The organism is Burkholderia sp. PAMC 28687 (assembly GCF_001577465.1).
Classification (GTDB): Bacteria; Pseudomonadota; Gammaproteobacteria; order Burkholderiales; family Burkholderiaceae; genus Caballeronia.
The window spans coordinates 500,996-515,830 of sequence record NZ_CP014506.1; the positions used below are offsets into that span (position 1 = coordinate 500,996).

Consider the following 14,835-nt stretch of genomic DNA (forward strand, 5'->3'; position numbering starts at 1 on the left):
AGTCCGTTTAAATGAGTCCATTTAGTTAGTCCTAGATTTAAACCATGCAGTACTTTCGGGTGTCAGCAAGAATAACCCGGCGACAGTTTCCGCGGCGATGATTATAAAATTTAAGACGTTACTCTGCTCGTAGGATAGTCCGGATGCGAACAGACGGTAGAGAGTTGTAGTGATGACGAATGCCGTCAAAAGAAGCGCAATGTTTCTCGCCCAAAGCTTCCCAGCCGAAAGCCGCATGATGACAAACGCATGGAAGATCAAAATGGCAGAGAACAGCCCAAAAACCGTGATCGCCCCTTCTACTTCAGGGCGAGTCAGGAAAGGCGGAGCGCCTGTTCCATGAACGATGCGGAAAAAGAAGGCTGCAAACCCAATCCAATAGACCGCAACTGCGGCTCGAACGAAGTTGGGGGTATTGTTGCCCGGGAAGAAGATAAATTTAGTTTCCGCTCTCAAAAGAACCTCCATAAATTTATTACCGCCGTCCAGTTGCCGATTATAGTCCGGTTCAAATTGCGGATCACCGATTTATTGGAGCTAATCGGCGATCAAGAAGGTCGGCCCCAAGTTAGAGATATCGGCCTTAATCTCAGAGGCTCATTTTTGTTTTATGAAGATGTGCGCACGGCCCCGGACAAGGTATTCGAGTTGGCTTGCGCCTACATGGGCGCAAGTCCGTTTTTTTCTCTCAGGTTCCGGCGTGATAGACGTGCCGTTAATTGGAAGAGTACATAGGTAGCTATTACCCAGTCAAATAGTTTTATAAGGTAAATAATACCTAAAAATGAAGTAATTATCCTGAATGCGTTACTGGATAAGAGATTCGCGGACTCACGCAATCTTGCAAGGTGTGACAAAAACAAGACAAAATTATTCGGGGTCTAAACCCGCACACTGCGGAGGCCGGCGGCGATCCGATTTCTGGAATGCAGCCTCCGACATGCGACAAAACCCGAACACGGTTCTACATGCTAAACGACAGAATCCCATGAGACCGCAGCGCGGCGCAAACCTGGGCTAGAGAAAATCCATATCACGCCACAAGAACCGCGGGACCCAACTCCGCAATTGCAAACTCGCGGACATGAGCGACGAATGGCTTCAGCAACAACGGAGCCGGCCGTTGGGATGGCGTGAGCAACGCGAAATCCGTCACGAGCGAAGGCTCAAACGGCTTGAACACAACGCCTGAGCCCCGATACCCCCATGCACTGATCGCGTCGATTACAGAAACACCTGCGCCAGCCTCAATGAACGCGCAAATCGCATGACCCAACTGGCATTCCATCTGCGCCTCATCTCTACGCCATGCGCTGCAAACAGCGCGTCCATCCGCAATCTGGACTCCACACTGCGTGGATGCGCTACAAAACGCTCACCGGCCAGATCAGTCGGCGTAATGGTATCGAGTGCGCATAGGCGGTGCCCCGCCGGCAATGCACACACCATCCGCACGGAGATCAGCCGCTCGCCATGCGCGGACGCGTGGTTCATGGAAAGGATTGCGAAGCCGACATCGCAGCGCTGACCGATCACCCTGTCCACGACCGAGCGTGAGGAGTGGACCGCCAGCGCAATATGGGCCTCCGGGCGCGTCTTCAAGTAATCCGAAATGGCGTGCGGCAAAAACGAGAGCGCAATCGCGGGCGCGGCCGCAACCTGCAATGTCCCGTGCCGCATGTCCCTGATTTCATCCGCTACCCGCGCGATGCGATCGACTCCCGCGAGCGAGCGTTGTACTTCCTCGTAAAGCGTTTGCGCTTCTACCGTTGGAATAAGGCGTCCCTTGACGCGGTCGAACAGCTTGAACCTCAACGAGCTTTCCAGATCGGCGAGAAGACGTGTCGTGGCCGGTTGCGATATGTGAAGCATCTCGCTGGCAAGCGTCACTGTCTGATACAGCATGACCGCCCGGAAAGCCTCGAGTTGTCGAATTTTCACTGAGACGTCCTATAACAAAACATTATCGTATTCGCAAAATAAAGCATTTCCCAACCGTTTTTTGCCTCCCTATTCTGCATTCATTCCAGCTTTTTATCGGGCAAAGTTCGTGAGCGACGGCCGGCATTCCGGCTTCCAACCCACGACGGGTCCCGCTGAAGATGAAGCGATTGGCGGCCATCACACTGCCGATACGATTCGAACAATCGACGAGGCTCATTCACGTATGAATCAAAACGCCGACTATCAACAGGAGCAGTTCATGGCGGGTATGAACCAGCAAGGCGAGCCTCCCGCTGACCTGCGCATTCACGCGCGACCGAAGAAATCGGACTGGCTCTGGTATGGACTGTTCGCTATTGCGATGGTCCTTTTCTATCAACTGGTTATAGATAACCCCCGCTGGCAGTGGGATGTCGTTGCGCACTACCTGTTCAATAAACGCGTGCTTGGCGGGCTGGCGAATACGCTGGTCCTGACGGCGCTGGCGAGCGTGCTCGGCCTGATCCTGGGCGCTGTCATTGCTGCGTGCCGCATGGCGGACAATCCCGTGTTGCGCGCTGCGGGCTATTTTTATATCTGGATCATCCGGGCTACGCCGACGCTTGCCATGCTGCTGTTCCTGTTCTTCCTGTCGGCTCTCGTTCCGCGCCTGTATCTCCCCATACCGTTCCTGCACGCGACTCTGTTCGATATCGACACGAATACTGTGATCTCGCGTTTCAGCGCGGCGATCATTGGCCTGGCGATGTATCTCGGCGGACATAGCGCTGAGATTTTTCGCGGAGGCCTTGCATCTGTCGACAAAGGTCAGCGTGAAGCGTGCAAGGCGATGGGCATGAGCGACTTTCGCATGATGTTTCACGTGGTCGTGCCGCAAGCCGTGCGCATCATCATTCCGCCGCTTGCGAACGAACTCATCACCATGTTCAAGAATACGTCGCTCGCCTCGGTGATCGGCTACGTGGAACTGCTCACAACAGTGCAACTGATTTATTCGACCAACTTCGAGACGATTCCATTGCTTACCGTTGCATGCCTCTGGTACCTGGCGCTCACCAGTCTCGCCATGTGCGGACAAAGTCTTCTTGAACGCCGTTTTGGAAAGGGAGTCTAGTCATGGACGCCTCCAGCATTGCCAGGAATGCAACCGGGTCGGGCAACCCACTGCTCCAGATCCAGACGGCCACCAAGCAGTTTGGTGCGTTCACCGCGCTTGACGCGATCGATTTCTCACTGGACAAAGGGGAAGTGGTCGCCATCATCGGCCCATCGGGTTCGGGCAAGAGCACGCTCCTTCGCTGTATCAACATGCTCGAACTGATCGACTCGGGCACGGTGACCTTCAAGGGCGAAGTGCTTGGCACCGAAATGCGCGGCAATCGCCGCATCCGTTTGCCCAAGAAAGAACTCGACCGGCAACGACGCTATTTCGGCATGGTGTTCCAGGGCTTTCACCTGTTTCCCCATTACTCTGCGCTTGACAATGTCATCGCTGGACCTCGCATTGTCGGCCGAGAAGCAAGAAAGGACGTGATCGAGCGGGGACGCGCGCTACTCGCGCGGGTGGGCCTGGCCGACAAGATGAAGCACTACCCCGCGCAACTTTCGGGCGGACAGAAGCAGCGAGTGGCAATCGCACGGGCGCTCGCCATGGAGCCGGAGGTCATGCTCTTTGACGAGCCGACCAGCGCGCTCGATCCCGAGCTCGTGAACGAAGTACTCGACGTCATGAAAGGGCTGGCGATTTCCGGCACCACCATGATCGTCGTGACGCATGAAATGGAATTTGCCCGCAAGGTATCGAACCGCGTGGTCTTCATGGACGGCGGACGGATCGTCGACCAGGGCTCGCCCGCGCATATTTTCAACGGCGGCGGCACCGAACGCACCCGGCGCTTCATTTCGAATATGCCCGTTTGAGATGGGCGGCAACGGGTTGTCGAATCAACCCCAGACATGACTGGAGATGTGATGGAACAAGACAAAATGATGCGGATTGGCCTGTCGATGCGTTACCTCGGCTATCACATGGCTGCCTGGCGGCACCCTGATGTGCCTGCAGGCGGTGCGATCGATTTCAAATATTTCCTCGATAGCGCCCGCAAGGCTGAAGCAGCGAAGCTCGACATGATTTTCTTCGCCGACGGCATTGGTGTTCGCGCCTCCGATACACCAAAGGGTTCGCTGACCCGCGACTCGAAGAACGCAGAGCTCGAACCGCTCACCCTGCTCGCGGCCATCGGCGCCCACACATCGAATATCGGACTGGTGGCGACGGCCTCCACTACGTACAACGAACCGTTTCATATTGCCCGAAAATATGCATCCCTCGACCATATCAGTGGCGGCCGGGCCGGATGGAACGTGGTTACCTCCTGGTCCCAGCAGGAAGCGTGGAATTTCAGCCGCGATGAACACTTGGGCTATGAGGAGCGCTACGAGCGGGCCGATGAATTCGTCGATGTTGTCAAGAAGCTATGGGATAGCTGGGAAGACGATGCATTCATTCGCAACAAGGAAACAGGTATCTTCTATGAGGAGTCGAAGCTGCATGTTGCGAATCACAAGGGCAAGCACTTCAGCGTCCGGGGACCGTTGAATTCGGCTCGCACGCCTCAGGGCCGGCCTATAGTCGTTCAAGCGGGTGCGGCCGAAGCGGGACGCGAGCTTGCAGCCAAAAATGCCGACGTCGTATACAGCGCCTCTTTCGATATATCGTCGGCACAGAAATACTATGCAGACCTAAAGAGCCGTCTGGGAAAATACGGGAGGACGGCCGACCAGATGCTGATCATGCCAGGCCTTACAACCTATGTCGGGAAGACAAGACAGGAGGCGCAGGACAAGTACGATCAGTTGCAGGAGCTCATCGATCCGTTGAGCGGCCTCGCAATCCTGCACAGCACGCTCGGCGACCTTTCCGGGTATGACCTGGATGGACCCGTTCCAGATATCGGTTCGGGCGCGGTCAGCAGCATTGGGGGCGGACTTATCGAAATGGCCCGGCGCGAAAACATGACAATTCGCCAGTTGTACAAGCATAGAGCTTCGGGTGGTCGGCAGCTCATTGGAACAGCGGCGGATATCGTGGACGACATGGAGACTTGGTTCAAGGAAGGCGCGGCCGACGGCTTCAACCTTTGCCCGGCTATTTTGCCGAACGGCCTGGAAGACTTTGTTGAATTCATCCTCCCTGAGCTGCGCAAACGTGGCCTGTTCCGGACCGAGTATGCGTCGAGTACGCTGCGCGGAAACCTCGGACTCAAGCCGCTCCAGTTCGGCGACTAAGCGCCGCGCTTTATGAAGCCCAACATCACGATCAATTTTGAGTAAGAGCCATGCCCATATCGACCAATGTGAACGCTGACGCGTTCCGCCACGCAATGACGTGCTTTGCCAGCGGTGTCACGGCCATAACCACGCGAGAGGCCGGCTTGCCGTCGGGCATGCTCGCGACCTCGGTATGCAGCCTGTCCGTAGATCCCGCGACCATGCTGGTCTGCATCAACAAGTCAGCGTCCGCGCATGATGTCATTTTACGAACCAAGAAGTTTGCCGTGAACTTGCTGTCCGCAGATCAGACGGCGGTCGCGAAACGCTTCACATCGTCGCGCGGCGCGGAGCGTTTCGAACCGGGACAGTGGCAAGACGGCAGCACCGGTTCGCCCATCCTGATCGGGGCGGTCGTCGTATTCGATTGCAACCTGATCGCCGTACATGACGGTTTCACACATAGCATCATGGTGGGTCAGTTGGCGGATGCAACGGTCAATGAGGACATGGCGACGGATTGCCTTTTATGGCACAGGCGCGATTTCGCGCAGAGCACACTAAGAGCGGCGTAACAGGGTCTGCGCCGATTGCAGTTCACTGGTTGCAAGCTACGTTCACTCAGCGAGGTTTGACTGGAATGAATCCTTACCCTCTGACCGGCACAGGATGCACGTCCCGGACCATCGTCCGGGCGGCGGCGTGTGTCTTCGCCTCGCTGTTTCTCGCTCAAGTTGCCCGGGGCGAGGACCCATCCAAGGTTCCGAACGTCAAGGCCGATGCCGCGCTCGCGGCGGCCGTGCCGAAGTTTTATCGTGATCGCGGAACGTTGCTCGCAGGAGTCAATCCTGATGTCGTGCCGATCAAGTTCGTAGATGACGATGGCAATATCGCCGGCTTTACACCAGACCTCTTGTCTGCTGCCGCCGCCGTGCTGAACCTGAAGCTCGAGCTCGTTCAGTCGTCTTTCGACGCGCTGATCCCCGGGCTGAATGCAAATCGCTTTGACGTGTTGCTGTCGCTTTCCGATTTCACGTCCCGGCACACGGTCGTTACGTTCGTCGATTACCTGAACATGGGCGACACCATCGTCGCGTCGCCGGCGAGGAATGTGTCAATGAAGTCGCTCGATGACCTGTGTGGCCTCCAGGTTGCGCTACCGCGTGGCTCGGCTTCGGGACAGGCAAGTGCCAAGATCAGCGACGCATGTATCAAAGCAGGAAAAAAGCCGCTTACGGTCGCGACCTATCCCGACTCCAATATGACACTGCTTTCGCTATCAACGGGCGTCAGCGAGGTGGCGTGGGTGGACTCGCCAGTGGGCTATTACAACGCCAGCAAAACGCCCGCAAAATACAAGGTCGTCTATTTCAATCCGCTGGCGCCATATGGCATCGGCTTTGGCGTCGATGAAAAGGGAAAGCAACTGGCGTCATCGGTTCAACAAGCGCTTTTGAAACTGCAGAAAGACGGTGTCTACGACGCGCTGCTTAAAAAGTGGGGATTGTCTTCCAGAGACGGAAAGCCGCTTTTTCCAATCAACGGTGGAAAGCTGTAGCCGTCAAGGTTGCAGGGTCCGGGCGAAGCTGCGTGGACCGTTGAAGGAAGTTCGCGCGAAAGAAACGAGCACGCGTGCTGACCAAGCAATTCGTGGCTGGCAAGATGCCACCACCTTAATCGACAACCTCAGTGAGCTTGTGGCTGGCACACGTACACACGCCAGCCTCCATCCCGTATTTGCGCCCGGGCTTCTGCTTCCGCAACGAGAGAGCATGCCGGCGCACTTCCGCAGCATTCAGAGGGCCGCCATGGCCCATATGAAAGCGTTGCATACCCGCGTCCACCATTCCTATCAATTCACCGCTGACAGCTTGCGGGTCATCTTCGAAGGGGGGGCGCATGGCGTGTCCCTTGCGTACCAATCCCCCAAGAAAGACTCCAGATGCGACGAGGTCGCCGACCAACGCGTCTCCACTGCCCAGTTCGACCGACACGGAGCCGGCCGTGTGGCCTGGGGTGTGCCTTGCCACGCCGTCGATTCCGTAAGGGCTCAGATCAAAGCTGGCATCGTCCTGCAGCAGGATGTCAGGCGTGAACGGCAAGTACGGTTCGCGGGGTAAGCCAGAGCGCAAGAAGAGCGGGCCCCACCAGTGCGCGACGCAGTATGTCATCTCCTTGCGCCGCTCGTAATAGTCCAGATCTCCGGCATGAGCCAGGATTGGTGCGCCCGTCAGTTCACGCAATCGTGCAGCCGAACCGGCATGATCCGTGTGCGCATGAGTGACCACGATCAGCGTCACATCTCGGAATCCGCGACCGTGCTCCATCAGAGCGCGGCCAATCTTTTCCTCCGAGCCTGGCGTGCCGGTATCGACGAGGACGCAGCCCCTTGCACCGACGATCAGGTGGCAGTGGACCATGCCGAACGGGAGGATCGGAATCGCAGCGATGGAAGGTTTGTTCATGATGTAGTCCTTATGGCTGGTTACGGCGTCATATCCTGCAGGGCCAACACGACGGACTCGCCCTCAATCGCAGCGACGAATCGCGCAATGAGTTGCGCCACCTCGGCGGGCGCCTCCAGCGGCGACAAGTGCCCCGTTCCAGGCAGGACGTGCATCGCCGCGTGCGGGATGCGAGGCAACAATTGCGCCTGCAGTGTTGCGACGGGATCGACCTGGTCAAGCTCGCCTGAGATGACCATGGTCGGCGCGTCGATTGACGCCATCGCTGCTGTAATGTCTTCGCGCATGGCCACGTTTGGCCAGGCTGCCTTTGCCTGCGGTGCGCCCCTCAGGCTGTCCTCGATGACTTGCTCACGGCGAGCGGCGTCGAGCGATCGTGCGGTCAGGACGTGATCGATCACGAATTCAACCGATTCGCGCGATTGATACGCGCCGGCCAACGTCGCACGTTGCTCGTCGGAAAGGAGCATCGGCGACGGAGGCGATGGCGAGACGAGTACAAGGCCTTCGAGCCCGCTCGGCCGACGCGATGCGATAAGTTGAGCAACCTTCCCGCCCATCGAATGGCCGACCAGAACGTAGCGCTGCAGCCCCAGTGCTTCGATGACGCCTTCGGCGTCGGCGGCAAGGTCGGCGATGCCGTAGCCGTCGGCGGGCGCCTCGGAATCGCCCCAGCCGCGGTGATCGGTGGCGACGGTTCTATAGCGGTCGGACAATTCACTTGCTACCCAGTCCCATGTGCGCGACGAGCCGCCGTAGTAATGCAGGAACACCAGCGTCAACTCGCCGCTGCCGCGCTGCGTGACGTGGATTCGCGTACCGTTCGACTTGATTTCCATTTCCGTGCCCTGGTTTGTTAGCTGATGGCGAAATGTTAGATTCAAGTCTTCAATTTGATAATTGGCTGATTGGTGTTTTCAGTCGATAATCCTGTTATCGAATTGGAAAAGGAAGGGAGGGGAGGTGGATCGACTCACGAGCCTTGGCGTTTTCGTCGCCGCCGTCGAGGAAGGCAGTTTTGCGGCGGCCGCGCGCCGCTTTGGCCTATCGGCGGCAATGGCCGGCAAACACGTAAGCGCCCTTGAGTCCGAGCTGAATGCGCGGTTGCTCCAGCGCACCACACGGCGCTTGAGTCTGACCGACACCGGCCAGACTTATTACGAACGCTGCAAGCGGATTCTCGAAGCCTTCGACGAAGCAAGGCGTGAAGCAAGCGATTCGCAAGGCACGGCACGCGGTCTGCTGCGCGTCGCGGCGCCGGTCACGTTCGGCGCGATGCATCTGGGCGAGGTCGTGGCGCGCTATCTGGACGATCACCCGCACGTCAACGTGGAAGTGCTGCTTGGAGACCGCTATGTCGATCTGATCGATGCAGGCGTCGACGTCGCAATCCGGATCGGACGGCTGGAAGACCCTGGACTTGTTACGCGCCGGCTTGCGCCGTGCCGCATGGTCGTGTGTGCGTCTCCCGCCTACCTGAAGCGCCATGGAACGCCGCGCAAGCCTGCCGACTTGATGCGTGCGCAACGACTTGCTTTCAGTGAAGCTGTATCGGCCGGCGACTGGACATTGTTCGATGCAAAAAACCGCGCGCACGTCATCGACGGACCAAGCCGGATGACAGCCAACAACACGCAAATGCTTCTCGCTGCTGCCCTCGCCGGCGCCGGTATTGCGTACGGTCCGACATTCGTGTTCGGCGAGCACCTCCGGCGCGGCGAACTCGTCGCGCTGCTGCCGGCGTATCGCACGGCCAATCTGACGATCCAGGCGGTTTATCCCAGCGCGCAGCGCATACCGCTCAAGGTGCGCCGCTTTGTGGATTACCTGGCCGAAACGTTCGGCGAGGAGCCGCCTTGGGATCGCACGGCGAAGCCTCTCGAGAGCGACGGTTCCGCGCTGGTTGAGAGCGGCCGTTGAGGCGAGCCGGGCAAGAGCGGGCGCTGCAACGGTGTCACGGATTGGTTTGCCGAGTGCGCCCGCACGAAAACCAGCGGCGCGGAGCCGTCGACACGTGCGCAACGTCAGCAACATCTCGCCACCACCGCTCACCGTGATGCGGCGTCGTCAGGTCCAGCCGCTCTCCCATGCGGGGCGTCGCGAGAGGAATGCCACGCGCGGCGGCAAGTGCGACCGCGCGCTCGTAGGGTTCCTGCCAGCGATGCATCGCCAGATCGAACGTGCCGTTATGAACCGGCACGAGCCATCGTCCTTGCAGATCGACGTGCGCCTGTACGGTTTCTTCAGGCTGCATGTGGACATACGGCCATTGGGCGTCGTAAGCGCCCGTTTCGAGCATGGTTACGTCAAACGGACCGAGTCGTTCGCCAATGGTCTTGAACCCGTCGAAGTAGCCGGTATCGCCGCTGAAGAACAGACGCAAACCGTCATCGACGATGACCCACGAGGCCCACAAGGTGCTGTTGCCGTCGAACAGACTGCGGCCCGAAAAATGTTGCGCCGGTGTGGCCGTAAATTGCAAGCCTTCGATCTCGGTACCTTGCCACCAGTCGAACTGGCGTACTTTCGATGCGTCGATACCCCATTCGACCAGGCGATCACCCACGCCCAGCGGCGTCAGAAACACCGCGGTCTTGGCCGCGAGCGCCAGTACCGTTTCGCGGTCCAGGTGGTCGTAGTGGTCATGCGACAGGATCACACCGCGAAGCGCAGGCAGATCTTCGAGCGAGATGGGTGGCGCATGAAAGCGCTTCGGGCCGAACCGCCTGAAGGGCGACGCACGATCTGCGAAGACGGGGTCGGTCAACCAGAACTGACCACGAAGCTTGAGCAGCATGGTCGAATGTCCCAGCCGATACAAACTCCGATCGGGCGCTGCGTCGAGCTGCTCGCGCGACAGCGCATCGACGGGAAGTCTGTGTGCCGGTCGCGTACCGTCCGGTTTGTGAAAGATGATGTTCCAGATGATGCTTGCGGTCTTGCGGATTCCCTCGACCGGACGCGGCTTGACGTTGCGAAAGCGGGTCCCGTCGTGCTGGGTAGAGGCGCTGAACAGACCACGCCCGCGTTGCGCCGCTGTCAGGCCCAGGGTGCGGCGAATTGAACCGGTGAACGATGCCATCTATGCGCCTCGATATGCGAAGTAGACTGCCCAGTGTAGTTTGTTTTCAAGAAAAGTAAACTACCTGGTGTAAAATTTGCCAATGAATATCGTCGATACCTCCTTACGTCTTACCGACCGCAAGCGTGCCGCGATCATCGACGCGGCAATCCAGGAATTTCTGGCGGCGGGCTTCGATGCGACCAGCATGGATCGCGTTGCGGCGCGTGCGTGCGTCTCCAAGCGTACGGTCTACAACCATTTCCCAAGCAAGGAAGCGTTGTTCGCGGCGATCCTGCGGCAGTTGTGGGAGTCAAGTGACACAGATCAAGCGCCCGTGTATTCCTCCGGGCATCCATTACGCGGGCAACTTCTGCAGCTTCTTCTGAAGAAGCTGAGCCTTTTGAATGATGAGGCGTTCTTGTCCCTCGCCCGCGTTGCGATCGCGGCGGGCATTCATTCGCCGGAACGCGCGCGCGATATGGTGGCGCGCATGGGTGAGCGCGAGGAAGACCTGACGTGCTGGATTCGCGCGGCTGCTGAGGATGGCCGCCTGAACACGCCGGACCCGGCTTTCGCTTCACAGCAGTTGCAGGGTCTCGTAAAGGCGTTTGCGTTCTGGCCCCAGGTGACGATGGGGCAACCGCCGCTCAGCGTGGATGAGCAAAGGCGGGTAGCGGAGTCTGCCGCCGACATGTTTCTTGCGAGCTATGCGTGACTCAGCTATGCGTGACTCGTCTGCGAGGTGAAAGCATTCCCGTTGGCCGCAATGCCGGAGTGTCTACTTGCTTTGTCCGGCAGCGATGCCGATGGGCGGCGTTTCAGCCGGATTGACCAGCTTCCACGTGAGCCACGTTGCCACTGCCATGAACGCTGCCGCACACAGAAACAGCGCCTGATAACCCCCTGCGAAGCTGTTGACGGCCAACGTGTGCAACGTCGCTGCGTCGATTCCCGGCAGTGCCACGCTGGCCAGGCGACCAGCAGTGATGTCCTGTACGAGACGCAGGCGCGCGGCCGCATCGATCGACGGCAACGCCTGGGCGACAATGCCATGAATACGAGCGTAAAGCACAACGCCGAGTGCGGCGATGCCGATCACAAGTCCGGTGAAGCGTGTCGTGCCCGATACACCCGACGCCATCCCGGAACGCTCCTTCGGGATCACCGTCATGCCGACTTTGGTCGTTTCGCCATTGAGCAAGCCTGCGCCCGTCCCGACGACCAGCATGCCGGCAACAAGCGGCCAGTACTCAACCATTGTCGCTACTGCCGCGAAAAAGCACAGTCCGATGCAAACCAGCAGCAAGCCGAGCGTGAGCAACGCGCGCCCCGACAGACGATGCGCCAGATGGCGCGACACGACACGCGGTACGACGAACAGAGGTACGACCATGGGCAACATCATCAGTCCGGCGGTGGCCGAGCTTTCCCCTAGACCGCTTTGCAGAAAGATCGGCACGAAGGTCAGCATTGTGAGCAAGCCCACGGAGAACGCGAACTGCGCGAGCGTTGCGCCTAGATAAGTCGGTTTGCGGAAGTACGACAGATCGAGCATCGGCCGCGCCTGACGCCGTTCGACAATGATGAAGAGCGCAAACAGGATGAGTGCGCCAACGAGTTCGCTGGCGATCCAGCGGTCGCTCCATCCACGCCTGTTCCCTTCTATCAACGCAAGCGTTATCAGAAAAAGCGCGCTGGAAAAGCAGGCTACGCCCGGCAGATCGAGCCGCATTGCGTTCGGATCGTGAGATGACTGGATCACACGCAGGATCAGGAAAAGAAGCGCGGCGCCGATCGGCACATTCACATAGAAAGCCCACTCCCAGCCGAATGCTTGCGTGATGATCCCGCCCACCACCGGGCCGCTCGCGATTCCAATGCCGACGACCGTACCCCAGAACGCAAACGCACGTGCGCGCGCTTCGCCGTGGAAAGCGTGCGATAGCGTCGCGAGTGCGGCACTGAGTTGCATCGCCGCTCCGGCGCCTTGCAATGCGCGTGCGGCAATCAAAACGGGCAAGCTCCAAGCCAGTCCGCACAGCAATGAGGCAAGCGTGAACAGACTCAGGCCGATCACCAGCAACCGTTTGCGGCCGAAGCGGTCCGCAAGCGCGCCCGCGGGCATCAGCAACGATGCGAAGCTCAGCATGTAGGCAGTGATCACCCATTCGATGCCATCAAAATTCGCGTTCAAGGAACGTGCGATCGACGGCAACGATACCGACACGATGTTGGCGTCCAACTGCAGCATGAACGACGGCGCGGAGGTACAGATCAGCACCAGCCATTCATGACGCTTGGTCGAAACTTCGGATGCGGCAAGAACCGGGCGATTCATGTGGTTGCATCCTGGCCCGCGGCGTACGTTGTGACTACGAAGCGATTCGTACAACTGGCAAGCCACATAACGCGTCTCCAGGAACGGGCGGTCCAGTCTTCATTATCTGCATATGCTTGCATTTCGTCAATTGCCTGCATATGCTGACATTTCAGAGCGAGCTTTGCGGGATTGGTACAGATGAGAACGATGGCTACAAAAGTGGCAGGAAAGAAGGCAAAGAAGGCCGGTTGCAATTGCACGGTACTGCGCAAGGCGACGCGTCGGGTTTCACAGCTCTACGACGTGGCGCTCGCGCCATGCGGTCTGAAGACGACTCAGCGCGCAATCCTCGCGCAGATAGGGCGCTCCGAGCCCGCCAATGTCGGGGCGCTCGCGAATGCATTGGTAATGGACCCGGGCGCGCTCGCGCATACGCTGCGGCCACTCGAGCGCGATGGTTTCATTGAGGTGGAGGTGGATGCTGATGACCGGCGGCATCGGCTGATCAGCCTCACGTTGCACGGGCGCACCAAGCTCGCCGAATCCGATGCCTTGTGGCGCAAAGCTCAAACCGGATTCAGCAAGGCTTTCGGACAACCCGAATCCGAAGCCTTGCGTAACATGCTGGAGCTGTTGCTGTCTGATGATTTCGCCGCCAGCTTCGAGAAGAGCATCGGTGCTTAACCGAGCTTGCTCGAAGGCCTCTTTCTCGCGATGAGCCCGGAATCTCGCCGTAAGGATTGGACTGGATTCCTGTCAGCGAAAATCTATTCGGGGAAATCGGCGCTGAGCGTGGTGGCTTCCCATGCGGCGATCTCGGCGCGCAGAGCGTCCAGCTTGATCTTTACGCGCTCCAGACCGTTGCTGCCGAGGATCAAGTGGCCCGGAGGGTTCGGCGATTCCACGGCAGCGATGATTGCCAGTGCCGCACGCGCCGGGTCGCCCGGCTGCTTGCCACTCGCGGCCGAGATGGCGCTGCGGCGCTTGCCGGCGCCGGCCTCATAGGCCTCGATCGGATTCTTTGCTTGCTTCAGCGAACGTCCTGCCCAGTCGGTGCGAAACGGGCCAGGCTCGACGGCTGTCACCTTGATCCCCAGATCGGCCGTCTCGGCGGCCAACGCTTCGCTCAGGCCTTCCACCGCGAACTTGGTGGCGGCGTAATAACCGCTTCCCGGATTGCCGATCAGGCCGCCCACCGAGGTGATGTTGACGATGTGTCCAGCGCGCTGTTCGCGCATTGTGGGTAACACGGCCTTGATGGTGTCGGCGAGACCGAAAAAGTTTACTTCGAACATGTCGCGCACATCCTGATCGTCGCCTTCCTCGATTGCGCTCAGGTAGCCGTAACCAGCATTGTTGACGAGCACGTCGATACAGCCAAATTGCTGAAGCGTCTTTTCTACCGCGTGTTTGATCTGACCGGCCTGCGTGACGTCGAGTTCGAGCACCAGCGCGCGATCGCCGTAGCGCTCCTCGAATTCCGCCAGCGAGCTCGGTTGACGCGCTGTCACGACAGCACGCCAGCCTTTATCCAGTACGGCAAGTGCGAGCTCCCGGCCAAATCCGGTGGAACAGCCGGTAATGAACCAGACGGGCGCGGACGAGGAAGTTTGAACGGATGACATGAGGTTCCTTTCAACGAGAGCCGCGTGGCAGCGAGACCACTCGGTAGGGTAGCGGGGTAAAAAGTATCGCACGCGGGAGCGCGGACCGCACGGACGTAGATGTGGACGATGTAATCGAGAGTCGCTGGTTTCGGGCTTTCGACCATT

15 protein-coding genes are annotated in these 14,835 nt (G+C 58.9%); 9 read left to right on the plus strand and 6 right to left on the minus strand.

The window, feature by feature from the left end:
- Positions 1-249 precede the first annotated feature (249 nt).
- Complete coding sequence (locus tag AX768_RS32830) at positions 250-735, plus strand: hypothetical protein (protein ID WP_155524273.1); 486 nt, start codon at positions 250-252, stop codon at positions 733-735.
- A gap of 489 nt (positions 736-1,224) precedes the next feature.
- On the opposite strand, the gene AX768_RS17630 is transcribed toward AX768_RS32830, so the two are convergent.
- A complete protein-coding gene (locus AX768_RS17630; RefSeq protein ID WP_231941503.1) occupies positions 1,225-1,941 on the minus strand; it encodes a LysR substrate-binding domain-containing protein in 717 nt (238 codons plus the stop codon).
- Between the two features lie 226 nt (positions 1,942-2,167).
- Between AX768_RS17630 and AX768_RS17635 the strand changes: the two genes are divergently transcribed.
- The 5 genes from AX768_RS17635 (at position 2,168) to AX768_RS17655 (ending at position 6,772) form a co-directional block, all read left to right on the plus strand.
- The gene (locus tag AX768_RS17635; protein ID WP_062002297.1) at positions 2,168-3,058 is read left to right on the plus strand and encodes an amino acid ABC transporter permease; all 891 of its coding nucleotides are present in this window, start codon (positions 2,168-2,170) and stop codon (positions 3,056-3,058) included.
- 2 nt (positions 3,059-3,060) lie between these two features.
- Positions 3,061-3,864: an amino acid ABC transporter ATP-binding protein gene (locus AX768_RS17640; RefSeq protein WP_062001416.1), complete on the plus strand. Its 804-nt coding sequence runs from the start codon at positions 3,061-3,063 to the stop codon at positions 3,862-3,864.
- Between the two features lie 51 nt (positions 3,865-3,915).
- The gene (locus AX768_RS17645) at positions 3,916-5,232 is read left to right on the plus strand and encodes an LLM class flavin-dependent oxidoreductase (protein WP_062001417.1); all 1,317 of its coding nucleotides are present in this window, start codon (positions 3,916-3,918) and stop codon (positions 5,230-5,232) included.
- Between the two features lie 50 nt (positions 5,233-5,282).
- Entirely contained in the window at positions 5,283-5,789 is a 507-nt protein-coding gene (locus tag AX768_RS17650; protein ID WP_075358095.1) for a flavin reductase family protein, read from the plus strand.
- Between the two features lie 65 nt (positions 5,790-5,854).
- Positions 5,855-6,772 (plus strand): ABC transporter substrate-binding protein, encoded by a 918-nt coding sequence (locus AX768_RS17655; RefSeq protein ID WP_062001418.1) that lies wholly within the window; start codon positions 5,855-5,857, stop codon positions 6,770-6,772.
- A 115-nt stretch (positions 6,773-6,887) separates the two neighbouring features.
- On the opposite strand, the gene AX768_RS17660 is transcribed toward AX768_RS17655, so the two are convergent.
- Both AX768_RS17660 and AX768_RS17665 read right to left on the minus strand, forming a co-directional pair.
- Positions 6,888-7,679 carry an MBL fold metallo-hydrolase gene (locus AX768_RS17660; protein ID WP_062001419.1) on the minus strand — a complete coding sequence of 264 codons (792 nt, stop codon included), beginning with the start codon at positions 7,677-7,679 and terminating at the stop codon, positions 6,888-6,890.
- A gap of 20 nt (positions 7,680-7,699) precedes the next feature.
- Complete coding sequence (locus AX768_RS17665) at positions 7,700-8,518, minus strand: alpha/beta fold hydrolase (RefSeq protein WP_062001420.1); 819 nt, start codon at positions 8,516-8,518, stop codon at positions 7,700-7,702.
- A gap of 124 nt (positions 8,519-8,642) precedes the next feature.
- Between AX768_RS17665 and AX768_RS17670 the strand changes: the two genes are divergently transcribed.
- Positions 8,643-9,599 carry a LysR family transcriptional regulator gene (locus tag AX768_RS17670; protein ID WP_062001421.1) on the plus strand — a complete coding sequence of 319 codons (957 nt, stop codon included), beginning with the start codon at positions 8,643-8,645 and terminating at the stop codon, positions 9,597-9,599.
- 34 nt (positions 9,600-9,633) lie between these two features.
- Here AX768_RS17670 and AX768_RS17675 read toward each other — a convergent pair whose 3' ends face one another.
- Complete coding sequence (locus AX768_RS17675; protein ID WP_062001422.1) at positions 9,634-10,761, minus strand: MBL fold metallo-hydrolase; 1,128 nt, start codon at positions 10,759-10,761, stop codon at positions 9,634-9,636.
- 82 nt (positions 10,762-10,843) lie between these two features.
- Here AX768_RS17675 and AX768_RS17680 point away from each other — a divergent pair, with 82 nt between their 5' ends.
- Positions 10,844-11,458, plus strand: a complete 615-nt coding sequence (locus AX768_RS17680) for a TetR/AcrR family transcriptional regulator (protein ID WP_062001423.1) — start codon at positions 10,844-10,846, stop codon at positions 11,456-11,458.
- Between the two features lie 63 nt (positions 11,459-11,521).
- Here the strand turns inward: AX768_RS17680 and AX768_RS17685 are convergent, their stop codons facing one another.
- Positions 11,522-13,081: an MFS transporter gene (locus AX768_RS17685; RefSeq protein WP_062001424.1), complete on the minus strand. Its 1,560-nt coding sequence runs from the start codon at positions 13,079-13,081 to the stop codon at positions 11,522-11,524.
- Between the two features lie 189 nt (positions 13,082-13,270).
- On the opposite strand from AX768_RS17685, the gene AX768_RS17690 reads away from it, so the two are divergent.
- The gene (locus tag AX768_RS17690) at positions 13,271-13,747 is read left to right on the plus strand and encodes a MarR family winged helix-turn-helix transcriptional regulator (protein ID WP_062001425.1); all 477 of its coding nucleotides are present in this window, start codon (positions 13,271-13,273) and stop codon (positions 13,745-13,747) included.
- Positions 13,748-13,830: 83 nt separating this feature from the next.
- Here AX768_RS17690 and AX768_RS17695 read toward each other — a convergent pair whose 3' ends face one another.
- Positions 13,831-14,688: an oxidoreductase gene (locus tag AX768_RS17695; protein ID WP_062001426.1), complete on the minus strand. Its 858-nt coding sequence runs from the start codon at positions 14,686-14,688 to the stop codon at positions 13,831-13,833.
- Between the last annotated feature and the right edge of the window lie 147 nt (positions 14,689-14,835).

What these genes read in the sequence shown, in the direction of transcription:
- AX768_RS32830 (WP_155524273.1), top strand. Translation starts at nt 250, where the DNA reads ATGGAAGATCAAAATGGCAGAGAACAGCCCAAAAACCGTGATCGCCCC.
- AX768_RS17635 (WP_062002297.1), top strand. Translation starts at nt 2,168, where the DNA reads ATGAATCAAAACGCCGACTATCAACAGGAGCAGTTCATGGCGGGTATG.
- AX768_RS17640 (WP_062001416.1), top strand. Translation starts at nt 3,061, where the DNA reads ATGGACGCCTCCAGCATTGCCAGGAATGCAACCGGGTCGGGCAACCCA.
- AX768_RS17645 (WP_062001417.1), top strand. Translation starts at nt 3,916, where the DNA reads ATGGAACAAGACAAAATGATGCGGATTGGCCTGTCGATGCGTTACCTC.
- AX768_RS17650 (WP_075358095.1), top strand. Translation starts at nt 5,283, where the DNA reads ATGCCCATATCGACCAATGTGAACGCTGACGCGTTCCGCCACGCAATG.
- AX768_RS17655 (WP_062001418.1), top strand. Translation starts at nt 5,855, where the DNA reads ATGAATCCTTACCCTCTGACCGGCACAGGATGCACGTCCCGGACCATC.
- AX768_RS17660 (WP_062001419.1), bottom strand. Translation starts at nt 7,679, where the DNA reads ATGAACAAACCTTCCATCGCTGCGATTCCGATCCTCCCGTTCGGCATG.
- AX768_RS17665 (WP_062001420.1), bottom strand. Translation starts at nt 8,518, where the DNA reads ATGGAAATCAAGTCGAACGGTACGCGAATCCACGTCACGCAGCGCGGC.
- AX768_RS17675 (WP_062001422.1), bottom strand. Translation starts at nt 10,761, where the DNA reads ATGGCATCGTTCACCGGTTCAATTCGCCGCACCCTGGGCCTGACAGCG.
- AX768_RS17680 (WP_062001423.1), top strand. Translation starts at nt 10,844, where the DNA reads ATGAATATCGTCGATACCTCCTTACGTCTTACCGACCGCAAGCGTGCC.
- AX768_RS17685 (WP_062001424.1), bottom strand. Translation starts at nt 13,081, where the DNA reads ATGAATCGCCCGGTTCTTGCCGCATCCGAAGTTTCGACCAAGCGTCAT.
- AX768_RS17690 (WP_062001425.1), top strand. Translation starts at nt 13,271, where the DNA reads ATGGCTACAAAAGTGGCAGGAAAGAAGGCAAAGAAGGCCGGTTGCAAT.
- AX768_RS17695 (WP_062001426.1), bottom strand. Translation starts at nt 14,688, where the DNA reads ATGTCATCCGTTCAAACTTCCTCGTCCGCGCCCGTCTGGTTCATTACC.